Origin of the sequence: Acinetobacter sp. SH024, assembly GCF_000163635.1 — a bacterium.
Lineage (GTDB): Bacteria > Pseudomonadota > Gammaproteobacteria > Pseudomonadales > Moraxellaceae > Acinetobacter > Acinetobacter pittii.
The window spans coordinates 1,400,851-1,426,022 of the sequence record NZ_GG753600.1 but is presented as its reverse complement, the minus strand read 5'-3'; the positions used below and the strand labels follow the sequence as shown (position 1 = coordinate 1,426,022).

Annotated in this window: 23 protein-coding genes and 4 tRNA genes; 20 read left to right on the top strand and 7 right to left on the bottom strand. The window is 40.1% G+C overall.

Features of this window, described 5'->3' with window-relative positions; all coding sequences use genetic code 11:
- Positions 1-46: 46 nt before the first annotated feature.
- The 15 genes from rpe to HMPREF0013_RS12480 all read left to right on the top strand — a co-directional run bounded on the left by rpe (position 47) and on the right by HMPREF0013_RS12480 (position 11,543).
- Positions 47-733 (top strand): ribulose-phosphate 3-epimerase, encoded by a 687-nt coding sequence (gene rpe / locus HMPREF0013_RS12550; protein ID WP_005803358.1) that lies wholly within the window; start codon positions 47-49, stop codon positions 731-733.
- A gap of 354 nt (positions 734-1,087) precedes the next feature.
- On the top strand, positions 1,088-1,909 hold the full coding sequence (locus HMPREF0013_RS12545; protein WP_005803356.1) for a Cof-type HAD-IIB family hydrolase: 822 nt from the start codon (positions 1,088-1,090) through the stop codon (positions 1,907-1,909).
- 103 nt (positions 1,910-2,012) lie between these two features.
- Complete coding sequence (locus HMPREF0013_RS12540) at positions 2,013-2,408, top strand: hypothetical protein (protein ID WP_005803354.1); 396 nt, start codon at positions 2,013-2,015, stop codon at positions 2,406-2,408.
- A gap of 41 nt (positions 2,409-2,449) precedes the next feature.
- The gene (locus HMPREF0013_RS12535; protein WP_005803352.1) at positions 2,450-4,309 is read left to right on the top strand and encodes a copper resistance system multicopper oxidase; all 1,860 of its coding nucleotides are present in this window, start codon (positions 2,450-2,452) and stop codon (positions 4,307-4,309) included.
- Positions 4,296-5,051 carry a copper resistance protein B gene (locus tag HMPREF0013_RS12530; protein ID WP_019767953.1) on the top strand — a complete coding sequence of 252 codons (756 nt, stop codon included), beginning with the start codon at positions 4,296-4,298 and terminating at the stop codon, positions 5,049-5,051. Before HMPREF0013_RS12535 ends, HMPREF0013_RS12530 begins: the two co-directional genes overlap by 14 nt.
- 28 nt (positions 5,052-5,079) lie before the next feature.
- The gene (locus HMPREF0013_RS12525; RefSeq protein WP_019767952.1) at positions 5,080-6,075 is read left to right on the top strand and encodes a cation transporter; all 996 of its coding nucleotides are present in this window, start codon (positions 5,080-5,082) and stop codon (positions 6,073-6,075) included.
- A gap of 149 nt (positions 6,076-6,224) precedes the next feature.
- Entirely contained in the window at positions 6,225-6,545 is a 321-nt protein-coding gene (locus tag HMPREF0013_RS12520; RefSeq protein ID WP_004703760.1) for a DMT family transporter, read from the top strand.
- Positions 6,546-6,557: 12 nt separating this feature from the next.
- Positions 6,558-7,037 (top strand): methylated-DNA--[protein]-cysteine S-methyltransferase, encoded by a 480-nt coding sequence (locus HMPREF0013_RS12515; protein ID WP_005803345.1) that lies wholly within the window; start codon positions 6,558-6,560, stop codon positions 7,035-7,037.
- 133 nt (positions 7,038-7,170) lie between these two features.
- Positions 7,171-8,391, top strand: a complete 1,221-nt coding sequence (gene argJ / locus HMPREF0013_RS12510; protein ID WP_005803344.1) for a bifunctional glutamate N-acetyltransferase/amino-acid acetyltransferase ArgJ — start codon at positions 7,171-7,173, stop codon at positions 8,389-8,391.
- Positions 8,392-8,536: 145 nt separating this feature from the next.
- A complete protein-coding gene (gene nadA / locus HMPREF0013_RS12505; protein WP_001278262.1) occupies positions 8,537-9,601 on the top strand; it encodes a quinolinate synthase NadA in 1,065 nt (354 codons plus the stop codon).
- 142 nt (positions 9,602-9,743) lie between these two features.
- A tRNA-Pro gene (locus HMPREF0013_RS12500) sits at positions 9,744-9,820 on the top strand.
- Between the two features lie 56 nt (positions 9,821-9,876).
- Positions 9,877-9,953: transfer RNA gene (locus tag HMPREF0013_RS12495), tRNA-Arg, on the top strand.
- A gap of 33 nt (positions 9,954-9,986) precedes the next feature.
- Positions 9,987-10,062: transfer RNA gene (locus HMPREF0013_RS12490), tRNA-His, on the top strand.
- A 4-nt stretch (positions 10,063-10,066) separates the two neighbouring features.
- A tRNA-Pro gene (locus HMPREF0013_RS12485) sits at positions 10,067-10,143 on the top strand.
- A 281-nt stretch (positions 10,144-10,424) separates the two neighbouring features.
- Entirely contained in the window at positions 10,425-11,543 is a 1,119-nt protein-coding gene (locus HMPREF0013_RS12480) for an acyltransferase family protein (protein WP_005803338.1), read from the top strand.
- Positions 11,544-11,595: 52 nt separating this feature from the next.
- Here the strand turns inward: HMPREF0013_RS12480 and add are convergent, their stop codons facing one another.
- Positions 11,596-12,588, bottom strand: coding sequence for an adenosine deaminase (add, locus tag HMPREF0013_RS12475; RefSeq protein WP_005803337.1), 993 nt, complete (start codon positions 12,586-12,588; stop codon positions 11,596-11,598).
- 403 nt (positions 12,589-12,991) lie between these two features.
- Here add and HMPREF0013_RS12470 point away from each other — a divergent pair, with 403 nt between their 5' ends.
- Positions 12,992-14,167: a zinc-binding dehydrogenase gene (locus HMPREF0013_RS12470; protein ID WP_005803335.1), complete on the top strand. Its 1,176-nt coding sequence runs from the start codon at positions 12,992-12,994 to the stop codon at positions 14,165-14,167.
- A 101-nt stretch (positions 14,168-14,268) separates the two neighbouring features.
- Here the strand turns inward: HMPREF0013_RS12470 and HMPREF0013_RS12465 are convergent, their stop codons facing one another.
- Complete coding sequence (locus tag HMPREF0013_RS12465) at positions 14,269-15,216, bottom strand: LysR substrate-binding domain-containing protein (protein ID WP_005803334.1); 948 nt, start codon at positions 15,214-15,216, stop codon at positions 14,269-14,271.
- A gap of 245 nt (positions 15,217-15,461) precedes the next feature.
- Between HMPREF0013_RS12465 and HMPREF0013_RS12460 the strand changes: the two genes are divergently transcribed.
- The 3 genes from HMPREF0013_RS12460 (at position 15,462) to HMPREF0013_RS12450 (ending at position 19,513) form a co-directional block, all read left to right on the top strand.
- Positions 15,462-16,682, top strand: coding sequence for an acyl-CoA dehydrogenase (locus tag HMPREF0013_RS12460; RefSeq protein ID WP_019767951.1), 1,221 nt, complete (start codon positions 15,462-15,464; stop codon positions 16,680-16,682).
- A 227-nt stretch (positions 16,683-16,909) separates the two neighbouring features.
- Complete coding sequence (locus tag HMPREF0013_RS12455) at positions 16,910-18,232, top strand: MFS transporter (protein ID WP_005803331.1); 1,323 nt, start codon at positions 16,910-16,912, stop codon at positions 18,230-18,232.
- Positions 18,233-18,283: 51 nt separating this feature from the next.
- Positions 18,284-19,513, top strand: a complete 1,230-nt coding sequence (locus tag HMPREF0013_RS12450) for a CaiB/BaiF CoA transferase family protein (RefSeq protein ID WP_005803329.1) — start codon at positions 18,284-18,286, stop codon at positions 19,511-19,513.
- An 85-nt stretch (positions 19,514-19,598) separates the two neighbouring features.
- On the opposite strand, the gene HMPREF0013_RS12445 is transcribed toward HMPREF0013_RS12450, so the two are convergent.
- Complete coding sequence (locus HMPREF0013_RS12445; protein WP_005803328.1) at positions 19,599-20,258, bottom strand: VOC family protein; 660 nt, start codon at positions 20,256-20,258, stop codon at positions 19,599-19,601.
- Positions 20,259-20,272: 14 nt separating this feature from the next.
- A complete protein-coding gene (locus HMPREF0013_RS12440) occupies positions 20,273-20,821 on the bottom strand; it encodes a TetR/AcrR family transcriptional regulator (RefSeq protein ID WP_019767949.1) in 549 nt (182 codons plus the stop codon).
- 98 nt (positions 20,822-20,919) lie between these two features.
- Between HMPREF0013_RS12440 and HMPREF0013_RS12435 the strand changes: the two genes are divergently transcribed.
- Positions 20,920-21,453: an HPP family protein gene (locus HMPREF0013_RS12435; RefSeq protein WP_005803324.1), complete on the top strand. Its 534-nt coding sequence runs from the start codon at positions 20,920-20,922 to the stop codon at positions 21,451-21,453.
- Between the two features lie 78 nt (positions 21,454-21,531).
- Here the strand turns inward: HMPREF0013_RS12435 and tcuB are convergent, their stop codons facing one another.
- The 3 genes from tcuB to HMPREF0013_RS12420 all read right to left on the bottom strand — a co-directional run bounded on the left by tcuB (position 21,532) and on the right by HMPREF0013_RS12420 (position 25,094).
- A complete protein-coding gene (gene tcuB, locus HMPREF0013_RS12430) occupies positions 21,532-22,665 on the bottom strand; it encodes a tricarballylate utilization 4Fe-4S protein TcuB (RefSeq protein WP_019767948.1) in 1,134 nt (377 codons plus the stop codon).
- Entirely contained in the window at positions 22,655-24,061 is a 1,407-nt protein-coding gene (tcuA, locus tag HMPREF0013_RS12425; protein WP_005803320.1) for an FAD-dependent tricarballylate dehydrogenase TcuA, read from the bottom strand. Before tcuA ends, tcuB begins: the two co-directional genes overlap by 11 nt.
- A gap of 103 nt (positions 24,062-24,164) precedes the next feature.
- The gene (locus HMPREF0013_RS12420; RefSeq protein ID WP_005803319.1) at positions 24,165-25,094 is read right to left on the bottom strand and encodes a LysR family transcriptional regulator; all 930 of its coding nucleotides are present in this window, start codon (positions 25,092-25,094) and stop codon (positions 24,165-24,167) included.
- Between the last annotated feature and the right edge of the window lie 78 nt (positions 25,095-25,172).

Below are 25,172 nucleotides of genomic sequence, written 5' to 3'. Positions count from 1 at the left end.
TATAATTTTCAGCCTCTCCTTAAATTTTTAGCCAGGTCATCCACCTATGTCCAAGCCTTACTTGATTGCTCCTTCTATTTTATCTGCCGATTTTGCTCGTTTAGGTGAAGATGTAGACAAAGTGTTAGCCGCAGGTGCCGATGTAGTACATTTTGATGTGATGGATAATCACTATGTTCCAAATTTAACTTTTGGTGCTGGTGTATGTAAGGCTTTAAAAAATTATGGGATTACAGCTCCTGTTGACGTGCATCTAATGGTATCTCCAGTTGATCGAATTATTGGAGACTTTTTGGAAGCTGGTGCAGATATTATTACTTTCCATCCAGAAGCATCGCACCACATCGATCGTTCATTACAGTTAATTAAGTCAGGTGGTGCTAAAGCTGGCTTAGTCTTTAACCCAGCAACGCCGTTGCACTATTTAGATTACGTGCTTGATAAAGTAGATCAAATTTTAATAATGAGTGTAAACCCAGGTTTTGGTGGACAAAAGTTCATTCCAATGACATTAGAAAAGTTGCGTGAAGCTCGTAAAGTTATCGATGCAAGTGGTCGTGATATTCGTTTAGAAGTTGATGGTGGTGTTGGCCCTGCAAATATTCGTGAAATTGCTGAAGCGGGTGCAGATATGTTTGTTGCTGGTTCAGCTATTTTTGGTCAACCAGATTATAAAGTTGTGATTGATCAAATGCGTGCAGAGCTTGCGAAAGTGGGCAGTGTAGACGCTTAAAAAGTATGTTGAACTGAGAATAAGCTTGTGGATAACTTTGTTTATAACTATATGGATAACTGTGTTGATAACCGTATGGATAAGATGTTGGTAAAATAAACAAAATTAGATCAACCGTTTATTCTCTAAGCGAAATGTATGAAAAAAGAACGTTTTGGCGTTCTTTTTTTATGCGTGTTGAATATTTTATTATCTGATTTTTTTTAAGCTTTGCTAAAAAATAACCTGTGCAAAAAACGATGTAGCTCTGTGGAAAACTTTTTGTGCATAGATACGTATAAAACTGTAAAAGTGTCATGAAAAATAAAGCTAAATTTGGTTTAATAAGTTTTTAGTAAGAGACCTCGATAATTAATGACAGTAAAAATTTTAGCGGTAGATATGGATGGGACTTTTCTTAATTCCAAAAAGCAGTACAACAAAGCACGTTTTTTAAAACAATACGAACAACTAAAACAAAATAATATTCATTTTGTGGTAGCCAGTGGTAATCAACTCGCAAAGCTGATTACCTATTTTCCAGAAATTAGTCATGAAATTGCTTTTATTGCAGAAAATGGCGCGCATGTTGTAGATGCAGGGCAAGAATTAGCTTTTGCTCATTTAAGTCAGCAACAATATATTGAGATTCTAAAAGCGATTGATCCTTCATATACCTCAACCATGGTGATCTGCGGGAAACAGAGTGCTTATGTGCATAGCAGCATGAACGCAGAGGACTATGCCAAGGTTGCCCGATATTTTGAAAAACTGACAGTTGTAGATGACTTTTATGCACTAGATGACTTAGTGTGCAAAATTACTTTTACCGCTCAGGAAAACGAAAGCTTTGCGATTTTTGAGCATTTTCAGAAGCAAAGTTTTGTAGCAGATAAAGTTTTGGTACCTGTTTCAAGTGGTTTTAATTTTATCGATTTGATTCTTCCCGACCAGCATAAAGCACACGGTTTGAACTTATTACTACAAAAATGGCAGGTTGAACCTAATCAAGTGGTTGCGATTGGTGATAACAACAATGATATGCAGATGATTAAAGCTGTGGGTTATGGGTTTGCAGTTGAAAATGCAGTAGAAGCATTAAAAGCGGTGGCGCCTTATACCACTGTAAGTAATGAACAAGAAGGCGCATTAGAGGTGATTGATTTAGTCCTTCAGCATCAACCTCCATTTGCTTAATTGCTCTATAACAAGCAGTTAAGATAGAAAATTGTATCTCTTTTAAAACTTCGTTATGCTAATGGCATTAAGATCACCCATCGGCTCTAGGCGATAAATCACAATGGCTCTACAACACTTACGCAAGTATGCTTGGTTTGTGTTCCTAATGGCTTTCGTCATTGGGTGGAGTGGTGTGTCTATTGCACAGACGCCTATGCAACATGATCTTCATACTATGCCGTGTCATAGCGAAAAATTTTCGCATAACAATATGCATACTCAAGCAAATGATCAGACCGTATGTCATCAAAAGATGACTCAGTCTCTTCATTCGCATGGTGAGCATTGTCAGGACTGTAACCCAGTCCATTGCCAAATGGTGAATTTAGCTCTGCAGCAAGCTGTACCTGACGTTGAATCCCCACTTATTCCTATTTCATATCAATTTAGCAGTATTTATCAGGCTCAACATTTAGCCGGATACTGGCAAGAGATTTTACGTCCTCCTAAAGCTTGATCCTTATTTACTTATTTTTTTAATTAAAAAGGATCACAGCAATGTCTCATAAAACAATTAGCAGCCTCGTCGCTGTATTTGGTCTATTGGTTTCACCATGGACCCTCGCAGCAATTAAGGAATATCACCTTAATATTAATGAACAACAGGTCAATGTTACGGGCAAACCCCTTAAACGAATTACCGTAAATGGCAAGTTTACAGCACCACTCCTTGAGTTTGAGGAGGGGGATGAAGCTGTTATTCACGTCCATAACCAATTAAAGAATCAAGATACGTCTTTACACTGGCATGGCTTATTACTGCCAGGGTTAATGGATGGCGTACCGGGTTTCAATGGTTTTAAAGGAATTGCGCCAAACGGAGATTTTGTTTACCGCTTTAAGGTGAAACAAAACGGCACCTATTGGTATCACGCGCATAGTAAAGGCCAAGAGCAAGATGGTTTATATGGCCCGCTCGTGATTTATCCAAAAGGAAAAATACCTGTTGCTGCTCATGAGAAAACAGACCGTGATTACGTGGTAATGCTTTCAGATTTTCATAATTCTTCTAGCGATAGCATTATGAAGAATTTGAAGAAATCTGCTGAGTATTATCAAAACCGCCGTGAAACTGTATCTGATGTTTTGAAGCAAGTTAAAACACAAGGCTTAAAAGCAACTTGGCAAGATCGTTCGATGTGGAATCAAATGCGGATGTTAAAAACCGATATGTCTGATGTGACGGGCTATACCTTCTTAGTCAACGGCAAAACACCGCAGCAAAACTGGACAGCTAACTTTAAAGCTGGTGATAAGGTTCGATTACGATTTATTAATGCATCAGCGATGTCATTTTTTGATGTCAGAATTCCAAATTTGAAAATGGCTGTTGTGAGTGCAGACGGGCAGCCAGTTAAGCCAGTTGCAATTGACGAGTTCCGTATTGGTACAGCCGAAACCTACGATGTCATTGTAGAACCTACGCAATCAAATTATCACATTGAAGCAGAGTCTATTGACCGTAGTGGTTTCGCTATCGGTACTTTGCACAATGAAAATGCACAGGCTGTAGGGCCAATTCAAATGCCACAGCCACGTCCGCGCGCTTTGTTAACTATGGAAGATATGGGCATGAGTCATGGCAATGGGGCAAGTGATGAACATGCTGGCCATCAAATGAACATGGATCATGACATGAAAAATATGTCCTCTGAAAAACATGATCATTCTATGATGCAAATGAAGCATGACATGTCAGCGATGCCTGAAATGAAGCATGATATGCAGGCAATGTCATCGAGTGAACATGACCACGCTATGATGAATATGAAACATGAGATGCTTGCGCAATCTGAGAATAAGTCTAAAAAGGATGAACCCGTTTATGGCTGGGCAAATGCTTCGACACCAGCGGGTATGAAAGCACTGCAATATAGTGATTTGCAATCTTTAACACCTCAGCCAGACACGCGTGCACCAGAACGTGAATTAGTTATTCGTTTAGGTGGTAACATGGAGCGTTATATCTGGACCATTAATGGCAAAAAATTTAGCGAAGCTGAGCCATTACAAGTTAAGTATGGCGAACGTATTCGCTTGAAGTTTGTGAATGACAGCATGATGGCTCACCCAATGCATTTACATGGCATGTTCATGCAATTAGAAAATGGCCAACAAGCTGAAAACTTACCAAATAAACATACTCTTATTGTTCCACCAGGAAAAACCGTTACTGCGTTATTGACAGCCGATGCCTTAGGCGAATGGGCGATTCATTGCCATTTGCTCTACCACATGAGTGCGGGAATGATGAATAAGTTGATTGTGGCTCAAGTGAATGATGGACAACAACCTGCTCAAGCTCAATCACCTGTTCAATCTGAAAATGAGAAAGGAGCTAGTCATGCGCATCACTAAGTTATTTTCTCAAATGTTATATTGCGGTGCTTTCTCGAGCATATCAGTATTTACTTTTGCTCAAGAGCCTTTAACTCATGATCATTTACGCGAACACGGTGGTCAGATCTATCAAGCAACCACGATTGATACGGGATGGACTCAAAACGAAGAGGGAGAAGGTAGTTTTTCTTCGGAATTAGAAACTTGGGTGGGAACGGATGAAAATAAATTGTTCATTAAAGCCCACGTTGAAAAAGCAGAGTCAGAAGATGCCAATTATGGCGGTTCAGTACTTTATAGTCGAAATGTAGCTGACTATTGGGATGTACAGGCCGGTATAAACTACGAACGTTTGCAACGCGAAGATGAAAAGCAAGATCGCTGGGCTGGTGTTGTGGGTTTACATGGTATGGCGCCTTACTTTTTTGAAACCGATGCATATCTTTATGCAGGTGAAGACCAGCTATGGAAGTTAAGTTTAGAAACAGAAAGGGACTTACTCTTTACCCAAAAGTTAATTGGTAAACCTTATTTAAAAGCAGATGTTGTTTTGCAAGATGAATCTCGCTATGCCAGTAAAACAGGGCTATCTAGTTTACAAGCTGGCTTTCAAACCCGTTATGAAATCAATAAAAAGGTGATGCCATTTGTTGATGTTGGTTACGGCTATGAAAAAGGTTTAAAACAAACTGCTTGGCAAACTGGAACCGACTCCGAACATGGTTGGTATTATGGAGCTGGGTTAACACTAAAATTCTAATTGCCGAACAAAAAGTAAGCTTAAACATATGCCATTGGTTTATACTAATGGCATTGTTTTTTGTGTCAGTTATGGTGCAAAGATGGCTTTAGAAAAACAAGATAATCAAATACATTTAAGTAAAACTAGCTCTAGCTGTGGGTGCCCAAGCACGACGTCTCAGGAGTGTTTCACGCCTAGTGAATCTGTGGCTAAAAAGAGTCAATGGGTAAGTTATTACCATATTCCTCGCATGGACTGTGCAGCCGAAGAGCAAATGGTACGGATGGCTTTGGCCCCTTACAATGACGATATTCAAGAACTTCATTTTGACTTACCAGCGCGTCATTTGGCGATTTATCACAGTGTTCAGGCTGAAATGATTACTCAAAGTTTACAGCGTCTAGGATTAGGAGCAGAGTTACAACAAACGCAGCCACATTATGAACCAGTTGAAAAACCTAAAAAGGTTCGAGCTAGTTCTTCAACTAATGCAGCACAAAAGCAAGTTTTACAATGGTTGTTACTGATTAATGGCGTCATGTTTGTCATTGAGTTTATGGCCGGCATTATCGCTTCCTCTACAGGATTAATTGCCGATTCGCTCGATATGTTTGCTGATGCTGCAATTTATGGCATTGCTTTATTTGTGGTGGGTAAAAATCTAAATGCCCAATTAAAAGCCGCGCATCTTTCGGGGTGGTTGCAGTTTGGCTTAGCCATGATTGTGTTAATTGATGTGCTGCGCCGTTTTATATATGGCAGTGAACCAGTTTCAATTTTAATGATTTTAATTGGTGGATTGGCGCTTGCGGCCAACATTAGTTGTCTTTACTTAATGAGTGACCATAAAGAGAGCGGGGCATATATGAAGGCGAGTTATATCTTTTCTGCAAATGATGTCATCGTTAACTTGGGTGTCATTGTCGCTGGAATATTGGTTGCCATTACAGGTTCGCGTTATCCTGACTTAATGATTGGATTGATTATTGTTTTGTTTGTTTTAAATAGTGCACGAAAAATTTTACAATTAAAAAGTGAATAAGTTTCTCTAAGACAGGCAAGCTTTAGATAGGGTTTGCCTTCATTTTTTATTTTAAAGTAAACTGAGTTCACACATAAAGGAGGAACGACCTCCCCCATAATGGGTAATCATGTCGGGACGACCTGACGCTATAAAAATCAGTGAATGTTATGGCTTGGGCTATTTTAATTTTAGCAGGTGTATTTGAAATCATTTGGGCATATTCTATGAAAATGTCCGAAGGTTTTACCCGTTTAACCCCTAGTATTATTACCGTAGTTTTTATGATTTTGAGTGTGGTTCTACTTTCAATTTCAATGAAAACTTTACCTCTTGGCACTGCCTATACGGTTTGGACAGGCATTGGCGCGATTGGGTCATTTCTTGTAGGTATATTTTTTCTTCATGAGCCTATTGGAGCTATGCGAATGATTGCCGCTGTATTAATTGTGTCAGGCTTGGTTTTAATGAAAATTTCATCGCCGTCTTAAGAGAATAAAACTATGTTACTGTCTTATAAGTATATCAATTCGCCTGTTGGGCAATTAAAGCTAGTTGCGAATGAAAATGCTTTGGTGGCAGTACTCTGGGACAATGAAAATCCAAAACGTGTTCGGCTGGCTGAGCTGGTCGAACAACTTGAACATCCAGTTTTATTAAAGACCGAACAACAATTAGTAGAATATTTTGAAGGTAAACGCCGTGAGTTTACATTGCCACTCGATTTCGAAGGGACTGTATTTCAAAAACAAGTATGGGCTGCATTACTGACCATCCCTTATGGGGAAACAAGAAGTTATAAAGATATTGCACTTCAAATTGGCAATGAAAAAGCGGTGAGAGCAGTTGGTGCGGCAAACGGTAAAAAACCAATTTCCATTATTGCACCTTGTCACCGAGTAATTGGTGCGGGTGGAGCTTTAGTTGGTTTTGCTGGTGGGCTTGATAAGAAAGATATTTTATTAAAACTAGAGCAACAATGAGCCGTTTTTGCGCTCGATTTTTTTAGACTTTTCTACTAAGCTGTCCACTATGATATTTCATAAGGTCGGTGCTTTACTGCATCGCTTTTTTTGAAATATTGATCTTATTCAACAAACTTTGGATGTTCTAAAAATGGCTGTCGGTGACGTAACAATGCCACAAATGCATGTGGTAAAAGGTGTAAAAATTGGCTCAACAGAAGCATATGTACGTTACCAAAACCGACGAGATTTAGTCATTTTTGAGTTTGCAGAAGGCTCAAATGTTGCTGGTGTATTTACGCAAAATGCATTTTGTGCAGCGCCTGTTCATGTCTCTAAAGCCCATCTTGCCGAAGGTAACCCTCGTTATTTAGTGATTAATACGGGTAATGCCAATGCGGGAACCGGACCTACGGGTTTGAAAAACGCTCAGGATACTTGTGCGAAGTTAGCGGAGCTTGCTGGAGTAAATAGCTCTGAAGTACTTCCGTTTTCTACGGGGGTGATTGGCGAGCAGCTTCCAATGGAGCGTTTACTTGCTGGACTTCAGCCTGCATTAAATAGCGTACAAGATGCGGCTTGGAATGATGCTGCAACTGGCATTATGACGACAGACACTGTGCCTAAAGGCGCATCTGAACAATTTGAGCTTGATGGCATTACTTATACCATGACAGGTATTAGTAAAGGCGCTGGAATGATTCGCCCGAACATGGCAACCATGTTGAGCTTTGTGGCAACAGACGCACCTATTCGCCGTGATTTAGTACAAAAGCTACTAAAAACCACGGTTGAGCATTCATTTAACCGTATTACGATTGATGGCGATACTTCGACCAATGACTCTTGTATTTTCGTAGCAACAGGTCAGGCGGGTGGCACTGAAATCATATCAGACAACGATGCACGCTACGCTAAAGTTTTAGAAGTTCTTGCTCGTGTAATGAATCGTTTAGCACAGTTAATTGTCCGTGATGGTGAAGGTGCGACGAAATTTATTACTGTTGCTGTAGAAGGCGGCGCAAATACTCAAGAATGTTGTGACATTGCATATAGCATTGCGCATTCACCACTTGTCAAAACTGCACTCTTTGCATCGGACCCGAACTGGGGACGTATTTTAGCTGCGATTGGCTATGCAGGGGTTAAAGACTTAGACGTGTCTAAAATTCAAGTGTGGTTAGACGATGTACAAATCTGTAAAGATGGTGGCGCAGCTGAGGAATATACCGAAGAAGCGGGTGCGCGTGTTATGGCTCAAACCGAAATTACCATTCGTGTTGATTTAGGACGTGGTCAGGCCAAAGACACGGTATATACCTGTGACTTATCTTACGACTATGTCAAAATTAATGCTGATTACCGTTCTTAAATATCAGTTATAATCAAGCCTCGACAAAGAGGCTTTTTTATTAGCCCCATCTTTTGATATTAAATGATTGAATTTAGTAAATCGTTTAAGCAGTAACGTTATATGCGAGCAGGTATGCCAGCATGAAGGATAGAGAAGACGTTTTATGAGTGATGCGACTTTAATTGCCAACGATGCAAAAAACATTGTACAAGCGCATTTAGACCGTTTAGGTGAGCCAAAAGACAACCGCCTAAGTGAAGAAGCAAAACAACAAAAGTTTGCACAGATCGAAGCAGAGCTCAAAAAACGTGATGCTGTCCTTGTTGCTCACTACTATTGCGATCCAGATGTACAAGAACTTGCCGAGAAAACAGGTGGATGCGTTTCTGACTCTTTAGAAATGGCCCGTTTTGGACGAGATCATGCAGCCTCTACACTGGTTGTGGCTGGCGTTAAGTTTATGGGCGAAACAGCAAAAATTCTGTCTCCTGAAAAAACAATTCTGATGCCGACACTTGAAGCAACCTGTTCACTTGACTTAGGTTGTCCAGTCGATGAGTTCACGGCATTTTGTGATCAGCACCCTGACCACACCGTAGTGGTTTATGCCAATACATCGGCTGCTGTTAAAGCTCGTGCGGATTGGGTGGTGACTTCAAGTTGTGCAGTTGAAATTGTTGAGCATCTAGATAGCTTAGGCGAAAAAATTATTTGGGCACCAGATCAGCACTTAGGTCGCTATATTCAAAAGAAAACCGGCGCTGATATGTTGCTTTGGGATGGCGCATGTATTGTGCATGAAGAATTCCGTGCACGTGGCATTGCTAACATGAAAGCACTGTACCCAGATGCGGCTGTATTGGTCCATCCTGAGTCACCAGAGTCGGTGGTAGAAATTGCAGATGCAGTGGGTAGTACATCTCAATTGATTAAAGCTGCACAGACTTTGCCACACCAACGTCTAATCGTGGCAACGGACCGTGGCATTTTCTACAAAATGCAGCAAGCAGTACCAGATAAGATTCTGGTTGAAGCCCCAACAGCGGGTGAGGGCGCAACTTGTCGTTCATGTGCACATTGTCCATGGATGGCCATGAATGAACTTGATGGAATTTTAGAAGTTTTACAAAAAGGTGATCAAGAAATACACGTTGACCCAGCACTTGCTGAACGTGCCAAAATGCCTTTAGATCGAATGTTAGCCTTTAGTGCATCATTAAAACGTTAAAAAGCCTCAAAATGCTTGTTAAATATACATTTGATAAGGATTTTTAACTTTTTTTGACAATAGGTGTTGACGTCTGAGGGCGTCGCGCCTAGAATGCACACCGTACCGCACGATGTGCGATACAGCAAAAGCTGAGATAGATCGGAGCATAGCACAGCCTGGTAGTGCACCTGGTTTGGGACCAGGGGGTCGTAGGTTCGAATCCTACTGCTCCGACCACTTAAAAGAATATTTTAAGATCGGCGAAGTATCGCATGATAAGCATCATCGGTTAAGCGCCTGTAGCTCAGTTGGATAGAGCATCCGCCTTCTAAGCGGATGGTCACAGGTTCGAATCCTGTCAGGCGCGCCATTTGGTAGCTTGGTATGTAGAACTTATTTGATGGTGGATGTAGCTCAGTTGGTAGAGCCCTGGATTGTGATTCCAGTTGTCGCGGGTTCGAATCCCGTCATTCACCCCAATTTCGGAGCATAGCACAGCCTGGTAGTGCACCTGGTTTGGGACCAGGGGGTCGTAGGTTCGAATCCTACTGCTCCGACCATTTGAATAATTTTTTCATTTCTTAAATAGTTTATTTAATTATCCTATTTTTATAAATTAGCAAAAATTTAATTTTTTTATTTTCTCAAAAATCGCGAAGTTCTTAAAATTTGAATACAAGATGATTTTTAAAGTAATATTCAGATATAATTTGTTTTTTTATATCTTTACTCCTTCTCAATTTTTTAAACATAATTTTATTTTTTGTAAACTTTTGTATAGAAATTTAACACAATAAAAATTAGAATACTCTTTATTCCTAAGAAGTAAGTTTATATTTTTATGACACTTTTTCAAAGTGAAGCATTGCTCTTGCTTGTTTTACTATGTTTTTCTGTAACTATATTTTCCCTTATCTTCACCAAAATTAATATTTTGCCAGAGACAAATTCTGGCAGAACATCAACCATTGATGGTCTGCGAGGCATACTAGCCTTATCGGTTATGACACATCATTTCTACATTACATATATATGGAAAACAGTAGGAGAGTGGAAAAAGCCCGAAAATATTTTAATAGATAATTTTGGTGGAGTAGCAGTCTCATTATTTTTTTTGATTACAGGTTATCTGTTTATCTCAAAAATCAGAAAAGATGAAGTTTCATGGAAGCAAATTTACATTTCACGTATCAAGCGAATCATTCCTTTATATCTATTTGTCTTTTTATTTATTTTGGCAATTACATTACTCAATGTTCAGATTACAGCATCAAATTACATAGAATTCCTAAAGTGGGTTAGTGACTGGATTCTATTTAAAGGTGGAAGTTTTCAGAACTTTGAAAGTGGGTTAGTCATTGCTGGTGTTCATTGGACATTAATATACGAATGGAAATTTTATTTCGCTTTACCCCTAATCTTTGTGATCTGGCAGCAAAAGATTCCCAAATGGATATCTAGTATTCTAGTCATTGCTTTTATGGTATATATCTTTAAGCATAAGTCTCATCACTTATATGCATTATTTTTCCTTGCAATTCCAGCAGTATTGTATAAGGATAGGTTTAAGCAATTCATGCAGACTAAACCTGCTATTACCCATATTGTATTAGGCATTTTAAGCATCATAGTATTATTCTTCACTGAAGCTTATTCATGGTTTCAGATGCTAAGTTTGGCTGTTATTTTCTCATTTATTGTTAGTGGATATAGCTTTGGTATCTTAAATCATAAGGGTTTAAAAGTACTTGGAGAAATAAGTTATAGTATTTATCTAATACACGGGCTTGTATTATATACAATTTTTACCGTAATTAATATTGTGGATTTGAAGACAATTTCATTGGAAAAATATTATTCATTCTTCTTGCCTACAGCATTATTGGTGACGATAGTATCTTTGTTTACTTATAAGTTTATTGAGTGTCCTTTTTTGAGAAGACCATTAAAAAAATTATAATCATGCTCTTATGATCATTTAAATAAGGTACTACATAAGGCAGTTTTTTCTTTCAATATTTCTGTCTTAACTCATCTTTTTCTTGTTCTGATAAAAATGCGATTTTAAGTCCATTTTCTTGAGCTGTATAAATATGCTCAGGGCTTAAACCTGCTAGTGGGGCAGCAGTTAAATATTCATGTTGTATCTCAATGCCTTCTACTGCTGGGTCATCCGTATTAATGGTAGCAAGCACACCATGTTCTAAAAAAGTCTTTAATGGATGCTCTGCTAAAGAAGGCACTGTGTTGGTTTGAATATTTGAGGTGAGACAAGATTCAATCCCAATCTGGTGTTTAGCCAAATAATCTAGAAGTTTTAAATCTTGAACTGCTTTAACACCATGTCCAATCCGTTCTGCACCTAATTCTACAATGGCTTGCCAAATACTTTCTGGGCCAGCAGCTTCGCCTGCATGTACGGTAATGTGCCAACCTGCATCACGTGCTTTTTTAAAGTGATCAATAAATAAATTGCCCGGAAAACCAAGCTCATCTCCAGCGAGATCCAACGCTTTAATATCATTTTTATGGGCAAGCAGGGCATTTAATTCTTTTTCGCAGGCTTCTTGACCAAAAGTACGACTCATAATGCCAATTAAATTCGCTTTTACCCCGTACACCTGACTACCCTCTTTTACGCCAGCAATCACAGCTTCAACAACACCTTCGAGCGGGAGTTGATGTGTCATTCCCATATAACCCGGGGAAAAACGCAGCTCTACATAGTCTAGGCCTTGCTGTGCTGCATCTTGCATGTTTTCAAAAGCAATACGTTTGCAGGCATCTAGGCTCGCTAATACTTTTACACCCCAATCGAGCTTAGATAAAAAACTTAATAAGTCTGGTTGGTTATCCATCACTTGTACGTGGGGTCGTAAAGATTCAATGTCGTAAGCAGGTAAGTCTAAATTGTATTGTTGCCCCAAGTCTAAAATGGTTTGAATGCGGATGTTGCCATCAAGGTGGCGGTGTATATCTGTAAGTGGAAGCGTTTTAGTAATCATAAATTTCTTCTTATCTGTTCGTATCAATTCATCATGCATGTTTAGTTGCGCTGATAAAAGTTTGGATTTGCTATGTTTTTGTGAAAAGCGTTGAGTTGAGTTTTTTGAACTTACTATATTTGTATAAGTTTTAATTTTGATGACATTGTTCTGGCCTAAGAAGACAACGCAGTCTGTGTAAGATACGAGCACCAAGATTTTTATTGTTTTTAATTTCGCTGAGCCTGTTTGTCTGTTGACTCTTCAATAGTGGATTGGCTGAAGAATGGTCATTGGTATTTTGCCTTTTACTTGTAAAGATGAATAAAGGCTTGCTAAAGACCAAACTGATAAAGCGATTAATTTATCTGTAGAAATCTATTTCAGGCAAGTAAATGAAAAAGAAGAAATAGGAAGCGCTCAAATGAAGTCGGTACTTTGTCATCAAGCAAAATTACAAGTGGTGGACCAACCGAACTTAACGCCTGCAAAAGGGCAGGTTTTATTGGAAGTGGTGCGATGTGGGATCTGTGGTTCAGATTTACATATGCAGCACCACTGCGACCACATGCATGATTTGGCTGCACGTGTCGGGTTTAATGGTTTAGCCAAGTCTACAGATCCGTTTGTACTAGGACATGAATTTTGTGGCAAGGTTTTAGACTATGGTCCAAAAACATGTCATAAATTTAAAGCCGACACACTCGTTTGTGCAATGCCGCTTTTAAATGTAGATCAGCATGGTTATTTGTCAACAGGGCTTTCTCCAAATGCTTCGGGTGGCTACGCCGAGCAAGTATTGGCTCAATCAAGCTTGATGTTTGAAGTACCTAACGGTCTAGATGCAGATAGTGCTGCCATGACTGAACCTATGGCGGTTGCATTGCATGCCGTTCGCCGTAGTCGTGTGAAAACTGGTGAACCTGCGATTGTGATTGGCTGTGGTCCTGTTGGGCTAGGTGTCATATTAATGCTTAAAGCGGCTGGAGTTAAAACTGTAGTTGCCAGTGACTTTTCACCAAATCGCCGTAAGCTTGCCGAGCAATGTGGTGCAGATATTGTGGTAGACCCTAAAGAGACATCGCCATTTGCCAACTGGAAAGAGTTTGGTTTGCTTGGCAATGTTTCTGATGCAATTAACATGGGTATGGGGCTGTTTGATAAGTTGCAAGCGACACGCTTACCGTGGTGGCATGGATGGCGCATGATTGATAAGTTAGGTGCTCTGCCAAAACGTCCTGTTATTTTTGAGTGTGTGGGCGTACCGGGTGTTTTGCAGCAAATTATTGAAGGTGCACCTTTGTTTTCCCGAATTGTTGGGGTGGGCGTGTGCATGCAAAGTGACAAAATAGAACCCGCACTTGCAATTAATAAAGAGTTAGAAATTCAGTTTGTGTTGGGCTATACACCGCTTGAGTTTAGAGATGCACTACACATGATTGCAGAAGGGAAAGTGAACTGTTCACCACTGATTACTGGTGTTGTTGGCCTAGAAGGTGTTACCAGTGCATTTGAAGCGTTACGTGATCCTGAACAGCATGCCAAAATCTTGATTGACCCGAAGCGTAGTGGTTCAGATATTCAATTGATGAGTCATTAATTCAAAGTCATTTACGCTTAACTAAAAAGATTGTGATCTCATCAATCACAATCTTTTTTATGAGTAGTTCGCGTTATTGGGCATAAATAAAGGCTATTGAGCTAATTCGTATTGGTCTTTAGTTGTTCTAGTTCTTGGTAAATCCACTCAACAAATTTTTGAATAGTCGGTGAGATGTCTTGGCTTGAGTGAATGAGGTAGTACTTTCGGCTACCTTTTAGTTTTTTATTAGAAACAATCACCAGTTCCTTTTTTTGTAGTTCAGACTCAATCAACATTTGCGGAATTAGAGCCATTCCCATGTCATGACTGGCAGCAACCGCAAGCATCGAAAATAACTCATGGCGCTGTCCATCAAAAGGTTTAGGGTGCTGCATGTGATGGGTCAGAAACCATTCTTGCCAAATGCTTGGCCGAGTGGTTTGTTGTAGCAGGGGAATTTTTAGCAAATTTTCCGAGCTTAAATCATAGGTATTTTCATTAATCATCACAGCATCTGGAAAATACTTTTCGATTAGACTTGGCGAGCATACAGGTACAATTTCTTCATCCATTAAATAATGCGCTTGTATGCCGGGCCAGTGGTCAATTTGCTGCTGCGTACCTGCAAAAATGGCAGCGTCAAAAATATTGTCATTAAATAAAAAAGGTTTGGTACTGGTTTCTAAGTGAACCGTAATTTCAGGGTGTTTTTGATTTAAAAGATGGAGCTTGGGTAACAGCCAGCGCGTTGCAAAGGTAGGAACCACACCTAATTTTAGTGTGCCTCCTAAACCCTTATGAGAAATCACATCGGCTGTACATTTCTCTAAACCCAATAAATAGGGTTTAATGCTTTTAAAATACTGCTGACCTGCAATGGTGAGTTCAACGCCATGCCGAGTACGTATAAAGAGTTCAACGCCCAAGAAATCTTCTAACTGCTGAATTTGGCGCGAAACTGCACTTTGAGTAATGCATAGCTCTTGCGCAGCATAGGTATAGCTTAGATGTTTTGCTGCACTTTCAAAGCAAATTAGACCCTGAATGGAAGGGATGCTTCTTCGCATAAATAAATCCTTTTATTTGTCGTCATATTTCAAAACAGCATATGATCTACATGCAGATATCTAAGTTTAGTATAAAAATAAGCCATTTTTAATGAAATACAACGAATTAAATATCTAAATTTTATGCGTCTTATTTTAAATATGCGTAAGTCGCATATCTGCATGAACATTTATCGTTTGATTACTGCATTTTTCACGCATAACATCGAGTTAAATAAAGAAGATCCAATCAAGCAGAGGATGCGATGAATCACATGGTGACAACAAAAAAAGCAAAAGTTCAATTTAACTGGCAAGACCCATTTTTAATTGAGCAACAGCTTAGTCCAGATGAGCGTATGATTCGTGATGCGGCTCATGCCTATTGCCAAGAACGTTTGCAACCACGTGTACTTGAACAATTCCGTCATGAAACAACAGATCCATCTATTTTCCGTGAAATGGGAGAGCTTGGCTTACTGGGGCCAACCATCCCTGAGCAATATGGCGGCGCGGGTTTGAACTATGTGAGTTATGGTTTGGTTGCACGTGAAATTGAATATGTCGATTCGGGTTACCGCTCTATGGCGAGCGTGCAAAGCTCATTGGTCATGGTTCCGATTCATGAATTTGGTACCGAAGAGCAAAAGCAAAAGTATTTACCTAAACTAGCTACGGGTGAATATATTGGTTGTTTTGGTTTGACAGAACCTGATCATGGCTCAGACCCGGGCAGTATGATTACCCGTGCTAAAAAAGTTGATGGTGGTTACCGTTTGACTGGCGCAAAAATGTGGATTACCAATAGTCCAATTGCCGATGTATTTGTAGTCTGGGCAAAAGAAGTTTCTGCTGAAGGCAATGTCGGTGATATTCGCGGCTTCATTTTAGAAAAGGGCTGGGAAGGCCTATCTGCACCCGCAATTCATGGCAAGGTCGGTTTACGTGCCTCGATTACAGGTGAAATCGTGATGGATAACGTTTTTGTACCTGAAGAAAATGTGTTCCCAGAAATTCGAGGTTTAAAAGGCCCATTTACCTGTCTAAATAGCGCTCGTTATGGAATTGCATGGGGTGCAATGGGGGCTGCTGAGTTTTGTTGGCATACCGCACATCAATACACCATGGACCGTAAACAATTTGGTCGTCCATTGGCTGCAAATCAGTTAATTCAAAAGAAACTGGCAGATATGCAAACTGAAATTGCGTTGGGTTTGCAAGTGGCTTTACGTTTTGGCCGTATGAAAGATGAAGGTATTGCATCAGTTGAAGGCACATCTCTAATTAAGCGTAACAACTGTGGGAAAGCACTTGATATTGCTCGCATGGCGCGTGACATGATGGGTGGAAACGGTATTAGTGATGAGTTTGGTGTAGCACGCCATTTAGTCAATCTTGAAGTTGTGAACACCTATGAAGGCACACATGATGTTCATGCCTTGATTTTAGGTCGTGCACAAACAGGCATAGCCGCATTTAGTAACTAACTCATTCATTTTTAACAGATCGAGGTGTTCTTTCGAGAGCACCTTTAGGGATTTTTACGCAAAAATTTATGGAAAATGACAAGATTCATCGTAAGGATACTCATGTGAAGATGTACCTCTGTGTACTTAAAACTAAATGTAAGATGATGAAAAGTATAGAAGATTAAGTCATACAGAAAACATAAGTAAGCTACCGATGACTCATTTGGGAAAATGAGGAACTAAAGATGAACAATGACGTTCAAGTAATATCGAAAGAATTAAGGACTACATTTCCAAATAACCTTGGAACATATGAAAAGATTGGCCCTCATACATGGAAATGGGCGTTGTTATTTGCCTATTTTGCGATGGTGGTCGATGGCATTGATATTATGCTGCTGTCTTATAGCTTGACCAGTTTAAAGGCAGAGTTTGGTTTAAGTACCTTTCAAGCGGGTGCATTAGGCAGTGCTTCTTTGGCGGGTATGGGTATTGGCGGTATTTTGGGTGGTTGGGCATGTGATAAGTTTGGTCGTGTACGAACGATTGCCAACTCAGTTACTTTCTTTTCGGTAGCGACTTGTTTGTTAGGCTTTACGCAAAGCTTTGAGCAATTTATGGCTCTACGTTTTATTGGTGCTTTGGGTATTGGAGCACTCTATATGGCTTGTAATACCTTAATGGCTGAATATGTACCGACTACTTACCGTACAACGGTCTTGGGTACATTACAGACAGGTCAAACCGTAGGTTATATTGCTGCGACGTTATTAGCTGGCGCAATTATTCCAGATCATGGCTGGCGCGTTTTATTCTTCCTGACCGTGGTGCCTGCTTTTGTTAATATTTTCCTGCAACGATTTGTGCCAGAGCCAAAATCTTGGCAGCTCACCAAAATTGAAAGCTTACAAGGCAACAGACAACCTAAAGAAAGAGTGGTGGCTGAAAAGCCGAAAAGTGGCAGTATCTATAAGCAAATTTTTAATAACTTTAAGCACCGTAAGATGTTTTTGTTGTGGATGACCACAGCATTCTTCTTACAGTTTGGTTATTACGGCATTAACAACTGGATGCCAAGTTATTTAGAAACAGAAGTGCATATGAACTTTAAAAACTTAACCAGTTATATGGTGGGTTCATATACAGCAATGATTTTAGGCAAAATTTTAGCGGGTTATCTTGCAGATAAATTTAACCGCCGTGCTGTTTTTGTGTTTGGCACAATTGCCAGCGCCGTGTTTTTGCCAATCATTATTTTCTTCAATACCTCTGACAATATTTTGTATTTATTAATCACTTTTGGCTTTTTATATGGCATTCCATACGGTGTGAACGCGACTTATATGGCTGAAAGTTTTTCAACCGACGTGCGCGGAACAGCCATTGGCGGTGCCTATAACATTGGTCGTGTCGGAGCCGCTATTGCACCAGCTACCATTGGTTTCTTGGCATCGGGTGGTACGTTTACCATGGCCTTTATTGTGATGGGAGCTGCGTATTTTGTTGCGGGTGTATTGCCGGGCTTATTTATTAAAGATCGTCAGTACGATCCACAAAGACAATCATAAACAATGACAAGAAGGTGCGTTGAGTGCCTTCTAAAAGATAAGGGTATCGTTATGGGTGCATTACAAGGAATTCGGGTTTTAGATTTAAGTCGTGTGCTTGCTGGGCCTTGGTGTGGGCAAATTTTGGCAGACCTTGGCGCGGAAGTCATTAAAATTGAACGTCCTCGAGTAGGTGATGACACCCGTATGTGGGGTCCACCATGGATGCCCGATCAAGATGGAAACATGACCCGTGAATCTGGTTATTTCCAGTGTACCAACCGCAATAAATATTCGGTTGCGGTAGACATAACTACACCCGAAGGTCAGGCTTTAATTTATGAAATCGCCAAGACTGCCGACGTGGTCATTGAAAATTATAAGACAGGGTCTTTGGCTAAATATGGTTTGGACTACGCGTCATTAAGTGAGCTAAACCCAAATATTATTTATTGCTCGATTACGGGTTTTGGACAAGATGGTCCACGTGCAGAAGAACCCGGCTATGATTTTATTATTCAGGGTGTGTCTGGCTTAATGAGCATTACTGGTGAGCCTGATGATGTGGTAGGCGGTGGTGCACAAAAGGTTGGAGTGGCTGTGGTAGATATTCAAACTGGTCTATATTCCACCATTGCCATTCAAGCTGCCTTGATTGCACGTTCGCACACGGGACGCGGTCAGTATATTGATATGTCACTCCTTGATGTACAGGTCGCGGCACTAGCAAATCAGGGAATGAATTATTTAGCTTCGGGTAAAGCCCCACAGCGCATGGGTAATCAACACCCAAGTATTGTGCCATATCAAACTTTTAAGGCTAAAGATAAAGAATTTATTATTGCTTGCGGTAACGACAAACAGTTTAAAGATTTGTGTATTGGGATTGGTTATTCAGAGTTACTCGAAAATGAAAAGTTTGTGCGTAATCAAGATCGCGTCAAATATCGAGATGAACTAATTCCTTTATTGTCGGAGCACTTTTTGCAAAAAACTGCCAAAGAATGGGTTGAGATGATTCATGCGCTTAAAGTGCCAGTAGGTGTTATCAATTCTATTGAAGAAGCTTTGGCTGAACCACAAATCGTGCATCGCAACTTGGTGGTTAATATTCCTCATCGTTTAAATGAAAACTTCCAAACCATTGGCTCACCCATCAAACTGTCTGATACTCCAGTTGAATATCATCATGCACCGCCAGAACTTGGTGAACATACTGCTCAAATCTTATCGAGATTTAAAACAGCAGAGGAGCTGGCTACGTTAAAAGAGAAAGGCATTATTGATGGGAAAATTGCTTAAGCTATTGCCGCTTTTAATGTGATTCAATTTAAATGAAAACTGTGATTCGCAATAAATCACAGTTTCTCATTAGAAAATAAGACTCTTAATATTTAAAAATAAGCGGCAGCTCTGGTCTGAAATCATGAATCATTCCTTGAGGTTTATGATCAAAACTAATTTCCATTAAATGCTCCGGTCCATCGGTGACTTCAAAATTATCAAGTGTATTGAACAGTAATGAAGTAGGATGCTGCTTAAGGTTTGGAATAGAAACCTTAATCGCGGTGATTTCTGATAAATCTTTGCTATGCACAAGTGGTTGTTGTTTGTCTTTTACAGCAAGATCTGGTCGTGAAGCAAATGAAAGGAAGAACCACATCGGTTCAGATACAACAGCATCTTTGGCAACATTTACTTCTAAGCTGGCTGGTAAATAGCTTGGCTTGTAAACCCAATTAGGAAATTTTGCGCCGTTATCATCTTTATTTTTAGGTCTAAAGCAAATTCCAAAAGGGGATGCGATATTATCTTGAGCACTGAGTCGTTCAAAAAGCAGAGTTGGTTTGGTGAGATCGCTTGAGGCTTCTTCTGGATTATTTAAAAAGATTAACTCGATAAAACTGTTTTTAAAGAAAAAGCGTCTGTTTTCGGTACCTTGACCCGGGTGCTTGTTGGATGAACCTTCTGTTAGACCGAATTTTTTTAAAGTTTCAGCTTCGGGAGCGCCTGATTGTACACAAATAAAAATATGGTCCACTTCCATTTTAAGTTCTCATGCTAATGTTGATGAATATTAAATAATTGATTAATCGAATTTTTCATGTTTATCGCAAGTGTTTCATCGAAACCATCGACTAAAAAGCGGCTAATTAAGCCTTCAATCACCGTATAGATCAGCTCAGATAAAGCTTCACCATTCAGCATATTACAGTTTGCGGCTATGAGCTCTTTAATCCATTGTTTATGGGCTTTTGAAATCGAAATAATGTCTTGGTCATCTTGGTTAGATTCAGCGACAGCTCTTACAAATAAACAGCCCTTAAAAAAATCTTGCCTAAACCAGTTGGTGTGCCAATCCAGAATCTTATTGATGGCTTCTAACCCTGTTGTATCTCCTACATAGCCCAAAAGGCTTTGCTTGAATCGCTCATCACGTGCAACGAGCACAGACTTAACCAGTTGATTTTTATTTTTATAGTAGGTGTACATGGTGGTTTTAGAGCAGCCAGATTCATCGCGAATCAGATCGACACCAACTCCGACAAAACTATTTTCATTAAATAACTTCTCGGCTGTATCTAATATTTTTAAGGCAGATTTTGACATGTGTCTTTTCCAAACAATAAAATAGTACAGATCTGTACTATTTGAAATTTTATCTATATGCTTTTTAAAAAGCAACTTCTGTCTAAGGAATAAAAATCATGTTCTCTATTTTTTATGGCAAAGAAAAACTAGCACCATCGCCCAATAAAATTGATATTTTAAGAAGCCTTGTTGGGGGGACGGTCAGTATTTTTATACTGTTGTGGTTGAGTAAGATCACACACAATATCTTTATCATGGCGCCGTTTGGTGCGACCTGTGTATTGCTCTATACCGTGTCGCAATCACCTTTGGCACAGCCGAGAAATATTATATTTGGACATCTTATTTCAGCTTTTGTAGGTTTGTTTTTTCTAAAATTTGTCGGCGTTTCCATTTTTACAATTGCTTTTTCCGTGGGCTGTGCCATTGCGCTCATGCAGGTTTTTAAATGTGTTCATCCACCTGCTGGAGCTAATCCTTTGGTTATTTTGCTCACCGCAAGCAGCATACATTACGAGTGGAATTTCTTAATTTTCCCTGTTTTGGTCGGTGCAGTGTCTTTAGTTTTAGTGGCGATGCTGATTAATAATATTAAAGCGAGTACGAAATGGCCGATGTATGGCTTAGGAATTTTAAATAGTAAAAAGTAGAGACGGTATGAAATGTTTTGAGCTTAAAAATAATAAAAGTATTCACTATGCCAAGATAGTGAATACTTTTGAATGAAATTATGACTTCTTAGAAATACGTTCTTCGATGGCAAATTTGAGTAAAGAAGCACTGCGGTAAAAACCATGTGCGAACTTTCCAAATGGCATGGTAATAAAGAAAGTCATGACTGTAGCTAAATGGAAAATCAATAAAAGTGCCATGTAAGGGGTATTGCGAAATGCCATGAGTGCTAGCCCTGAAGCACTAACGATAAGTAGAAGGAAAATAAAGCCTCGATCTACAGGTTTTTGCTCACGGTCACCATGCAACGGATGACGTTTAAGATTTAAATAGAGTAAGCCAGCAGGCCCGACAACTAAGCCAATTCCACCTAAAGTGCCTAAAATCACAGGCAAACTTAGGTAAGGATAAGGCGCATGTAGGTCAAGAAAATAGTGATATAAAGTCGCTACACCTGTAGCTGCAAAGCAGAGCATAAAGCCATAAAAGGTGAGGTGATGGAATACGCGGCGGATTTGTGTGTAACGGTCATCTTGCTCATTACAGCCTTTACCATGCCCACCATCTAAATATTTAAGTGTTAAAACATTTTGGGTGGCTTGAACCAGATCGGGTTTCTCAACTTTGCCATGAATGACTTTAGAGGTTTGTCGCCAGAATTTGCTAATTCCAATGCCGAGCAGAACAATCGCAACTGTAAAGGTTGCTCCAAAAAGTAGGGCTAAAAAGTTATGCGGGAAAATCGCATAGAAATTACCTTGGTAGCCTGCAAACAGGTCGGTGCCTTTGTACCACACCACAGCTAACATGCAAAAAAAGAAAATAAGTGTTAAAGCCGAGACAAAAGGAATACCTACAGACTTATAAAGTCGACCTAAAGGCTGAGGGGTCGCAAACTCTTGGTAAGTTTCTAAACGTACTTGTGCCATCGCTTTTGGAATGTTTACGCCAAACTCATGCGGTGGGGCATATTGGCAAGCGTGTAAACAAGCACCACAGTTATGGCAGAGGTTTGCGAGGTAATGAATATCGGCTTGATTAAACTCAAGGCGTTTGGTCATGGCTGCAAAAACAGCGCAAAAAGACTCACAGTAGCGACAAGCATTACAAATCTGTAGGGCTCTTTGAACTTCTTGCTCATGGTCAGAGAGCTGAACAACTGGAATTAGGGCTTTGCTATTAGCATTCATGTTCAACTCCTTGTGAAAGTGCATAGTGGGCGGCATTTTTTCCGGCAATGCGTCCAAAGGTCGTGCCAATCGACATGCCAACGCCTGCGGTATAACCCTGACCAAGTACGTTGCCTGCCATCATTTCACCTGCGACAAACAGGTTGTGGCTTGGCTTATTGTTAAAACGTACAGCAGCATCGTCTTCGACTTTTAAACCTAAATAGGTAAAGGTAATGCCGGGTTTAAGGGCATAGGCATAGAAGGGTGGCTGGTCGAGATGAACGGCCCAATGAGTTTTGTTGGGAACAATATTTTCGGTGGTACAGTCATCTAAAACAGTATGATTAAAGGTGCCTTGCACACAGGCTTGATTAAATTCTTCTACGGTATGGCACAAGGTTTTGGCATCTAGCCCGATTTTTTCGGCTAACTCTTGAATGCTATTTGCTTTTACACCAGCAAATACAGGGGGCATAAAGCGACCAATGGCTTTTGAATCAATAATCGAATAAGCAATTTGCTGGGGTTGTTTAGCAACAAGACGGCCCCAAATCGCATAACGTTTTGGCCAGAAGTCTTCGCCTTCATCATAAAAACGTTCAGCTTTGTTATTGACCACAATTCCCAAGGAAACGCAGTCAATACGAGTACAAATACCACCGTCATATAACGGTGCACGTGCATCTACGGCGACACAGTGCGATTGCGATGGGTCACCAATAATATCGGCACCTTGATCTATCATAAATTTAAGCAAGTTGCCTTGATTAAAGCGGGTACCACGAATAATGAAATTATCGGCAGGCCATTCGCCGTTTTCATTTTGTCCCCATGCTTCTCTTAACCATTCAAGATTTGATTCAAAACCACCTGCGGCCAATACACAGCTTTTTGCTTTAAATACACGGCCATCTTCAGCAATTGCAGCTTCAAAATGTCCTTGATTTAACTTTAGATCTTTAATTTTTGTGTTGTATAAAATTTCGATACCAAGTTCTTGAGCACTACGGTAGTACGCATTAATGAGGGCTTTACCGCCACCCATAAAAAAGGCATTGGTACGTGCAACATGTAAAGCACCCGATAGTGGTGGCTGAAAATTCACACCATGTTTACGCATCCAGTCGCGGCAGGTGGCCGTACTACGAATAACCAGACGGGCTAAGTGCTCATTGGTTTTGCCCGCAGTCACTTTAAGTAGGTCTTGCCAATATTCTTCTTCGGGGTAGGCATCAACCAATACGTCTTGAGGAGCATCATGCATACAGCGAAGGTTACGAGTGTGTTGTGAATTACCACCACGCCATTCTTTAGGTGCTGCTTCTATGACAAGCACAGACGCGCCACTTTCTTTTGCCGTAAGCGCGGCACACAGTGCGGCATTCCCACCACCAATTACAATCACATCATGCATGGATTTCTCCCTTTCTCAGCTAGGGCTAATGTAGCTTTAAAAGGGAATATGAAGTGAGAGGCTAGGCTTGAATGGGTGTTTAGTAAAAATAAACACTAACAGCTTAAGTGTTTATGAGTTCCGCACCGGGCCAGCGTTTTTCATTAATCAAGTTTGCTACACATGCACGAATCACTACCTTCGTGGCTAAGGTGGCAGGCGAGATTTCTTCTTCAGAAAGGCTAATTAAATAGTTAATGCGTTCAATGGCAGGTTCTACAATGCGCAGTAAACATAGGTCTTGCCGTGAGTTTAATGATGCACCCGCAGGTTGGATGGTTGCCATTTCAAGTTGGTTAATGCTTTCCATTAACAAATGCAGCCCATCAATTTCATAGGCCACTTTAAGCTGATGAATTTTCTGTTCGAGCAATAAACGCAGTCCATGTCGTTGACTCGGTAAAATCAGAGGGAGTTCTTTAAGCTGTGAATGATTAATGGCTTGAGTATCGATACAGCTTTCAAGGTGGTACTGACTCAGTACTTCTTTAGGTGAGATTAAAAACATTTGTTCTTTGACTAAAGGCTGTATGGCCCATTGTGGGTCGACATCGTCACTAAAGATGATCGCGACATCGAGCTGCCTTGCATTAACCAAGGCTTTGAGGTCACCCGATAACCCTTCAATTAAACGGACTTTAATGTCGGGATAACGGTTTCTCATCAGTTTTAAAAAGTGCGTGCCAATAACAGCCGCAACACTTGGCGAAAAACCTACGGTGACGTGACCACTTAAACGTGAAGAATGCGCAGAGTCTACGGCATGGTCTAGGTGTCTAAGAGCCAGTTGCACTTGTTGAAAAAAAGCTAAACCCGCAGGGGTGGGAACCGTACCCAAAGCGGTACGTTGTAAAAGGCGAATGGAAAGTTCACTTTCTAATTTTGAGATTTGCTGGCTTAATGCAGAAGTTCCAATATCGAGATTTTTTGCAGCTTTACCCAAGCTTCCTGACTCGATCACTGCAATAAAATACTTTAATTGTTTGAGTTCCACGGCAAATACTACATTAACCTTTATGGATTAATTCTACACTGGTTTGTCGCTATAGTTTTTACTCTATTGCTTTGAGTA

Coding starts and splice junctions, on each gene's coding strand:
- HMPREF0013_RS12520 (WP_004703760.1), top strand. CDS start 6,225: ATGGCTTGGGCTATTTTAATTTTAGCAGGTGTATTTGAAATCATTTGG.
- HMPREF0013_RS12450 (WP_005803329.1), top strand. CDS start 18,284: ATGGGTGCATTACAAGGAATTCGGGTTTTAGATTTAAGTCGTGTGCTT.
- HMPREF0013_RS12530 (WP_019767953.1), top strand. CDS start 4,296: ATGCGCATCACTAAGTTATTTTCTCAAATGTTATATTGCGGTGCTTTC.
- HMPREF0013_RS12480 (WP_005803338.1), top strand. CDS start 10,425: ATGACACTTTTTCAAAGTGAAGCATTGCTCTTGCTTGTTTTACTATGT.
- HMPREF0013_RS12545 (WP_005803356.1), top strand. CDS start 1,088: ATGACAGTAAAAATTTTAGCGGTAGATATGGATGGGACTTTTCTTAAT.
- HMPREF0013_RS12445 (WP_005803328.1), bottom strand. CDS start 20,258: ATGGAAGTGGACCATATTTTTATTTGTGTACAATCAGGCGCTCCCGAA.
- HMPREF0013_RS12525 (WP_019767952.1), top strand. CDS start 5,080: ATGCCATTGGTTTATACTAATGGCATTGTTTTTTGTGTCAGTTATGGT.
- argJ (WP_005803344.1), top strand. CDS start 7,171: ATGGCTGTCGGTGACGTAACAATGCCACAAATGCATGTGGTAAAAGGT.
- HMPREF0013_RS12465 (WP_005803334.1), bottom strand. CDS start 15,216: ATGCGAAGAAGCATCCCTTCCATTCAGGGTCTAATTTGCTTTGAAAGT.
- HMPREF0013_RS12515 (WP_005803345.1), top strand. CDS start 6,558: ATGTTACTGTCTTATAAGTATATCAATTCGCCTGTTGGGCAATTAAAG.
- HMPREF0013_RS12470 (WP_005803335.1), top strand. CDS start 12,992: ATGAAGTCGGTACTTTGTCATCAAGCAAAATTACAAGTGGTGGACCAA.
- HMPREF0013_RS12460 (WP_019767951.1), top strand. CDS start 15,462: ATGAATCACATGGTGACAACAAAAAAAGCAAAAGTTCAATTTAACTGG.
- tcuB (WP_019767948.1), bottom strand. CDS start 22,665: ATGAATGCTAATAGCAAAGCCCTAATTCCAGTTGTTCAGCTCTCTGAC.
- HMPREF0013_RS12435 (WP_005803324.1), top strand. CDS start 20,920: ATGTTCTCTATTTTTTATGGCAAAGAAAAACTAGCACCATCGCCCAAT.
- tcuA (WP_005803320.1), bottom strand. CDS start 24,061: ATGCATGATGTGATTGTAATTGGTGGTGGGAATGCCGCACTGTGTGCC.
- nadA (WP_001278262.1), top strand. CDS start 8,537: ATGAGTGATGCGACTTTAATTGCCAACGATGCAAAAAACATTGTACAA.
- add (WP_005803337.1), bottom strand. CDS start 12,588: ATGATTACTAAAACGCTTCCACTTACAGATATACACCGCCACCTTGAT.
- HMPREF0013_RS12455 (WP_005803331.1), top strand. CDS start 16,910: ATGAACAATGACGTTCAAGTAATATCGAAAGAATTAAGGACTACATTT.
- HMPREF0013_RS12535 (WP_005803352.1), top strand. CDS start 2,450: ATGTCTCATAAAACAATTAGCAGCCTCGTCGCTGTATTTGGTCTATTG.
- HMPREF0013_RS12440 (WP_019767949.1), bottom strand. CDS start 20,821: ATGTCAAAATCTGCCTTAAAAATATTAGATACAGCCGAGAAGTTATTT.
- HMPREF0013_RS12540 (WP_005803354.1), top strand. CDS start 2,013: ATGGCTCTACAACACTTACGCAAGTATGCTTGGTTTGTGTTCCTAATG.
- rpe (WP_005803358.1), top strand. CDS start 47: ATGTCCAAGCCTTACTTGATTGCTCCTTCTATTTTATCTGCCGATTTT.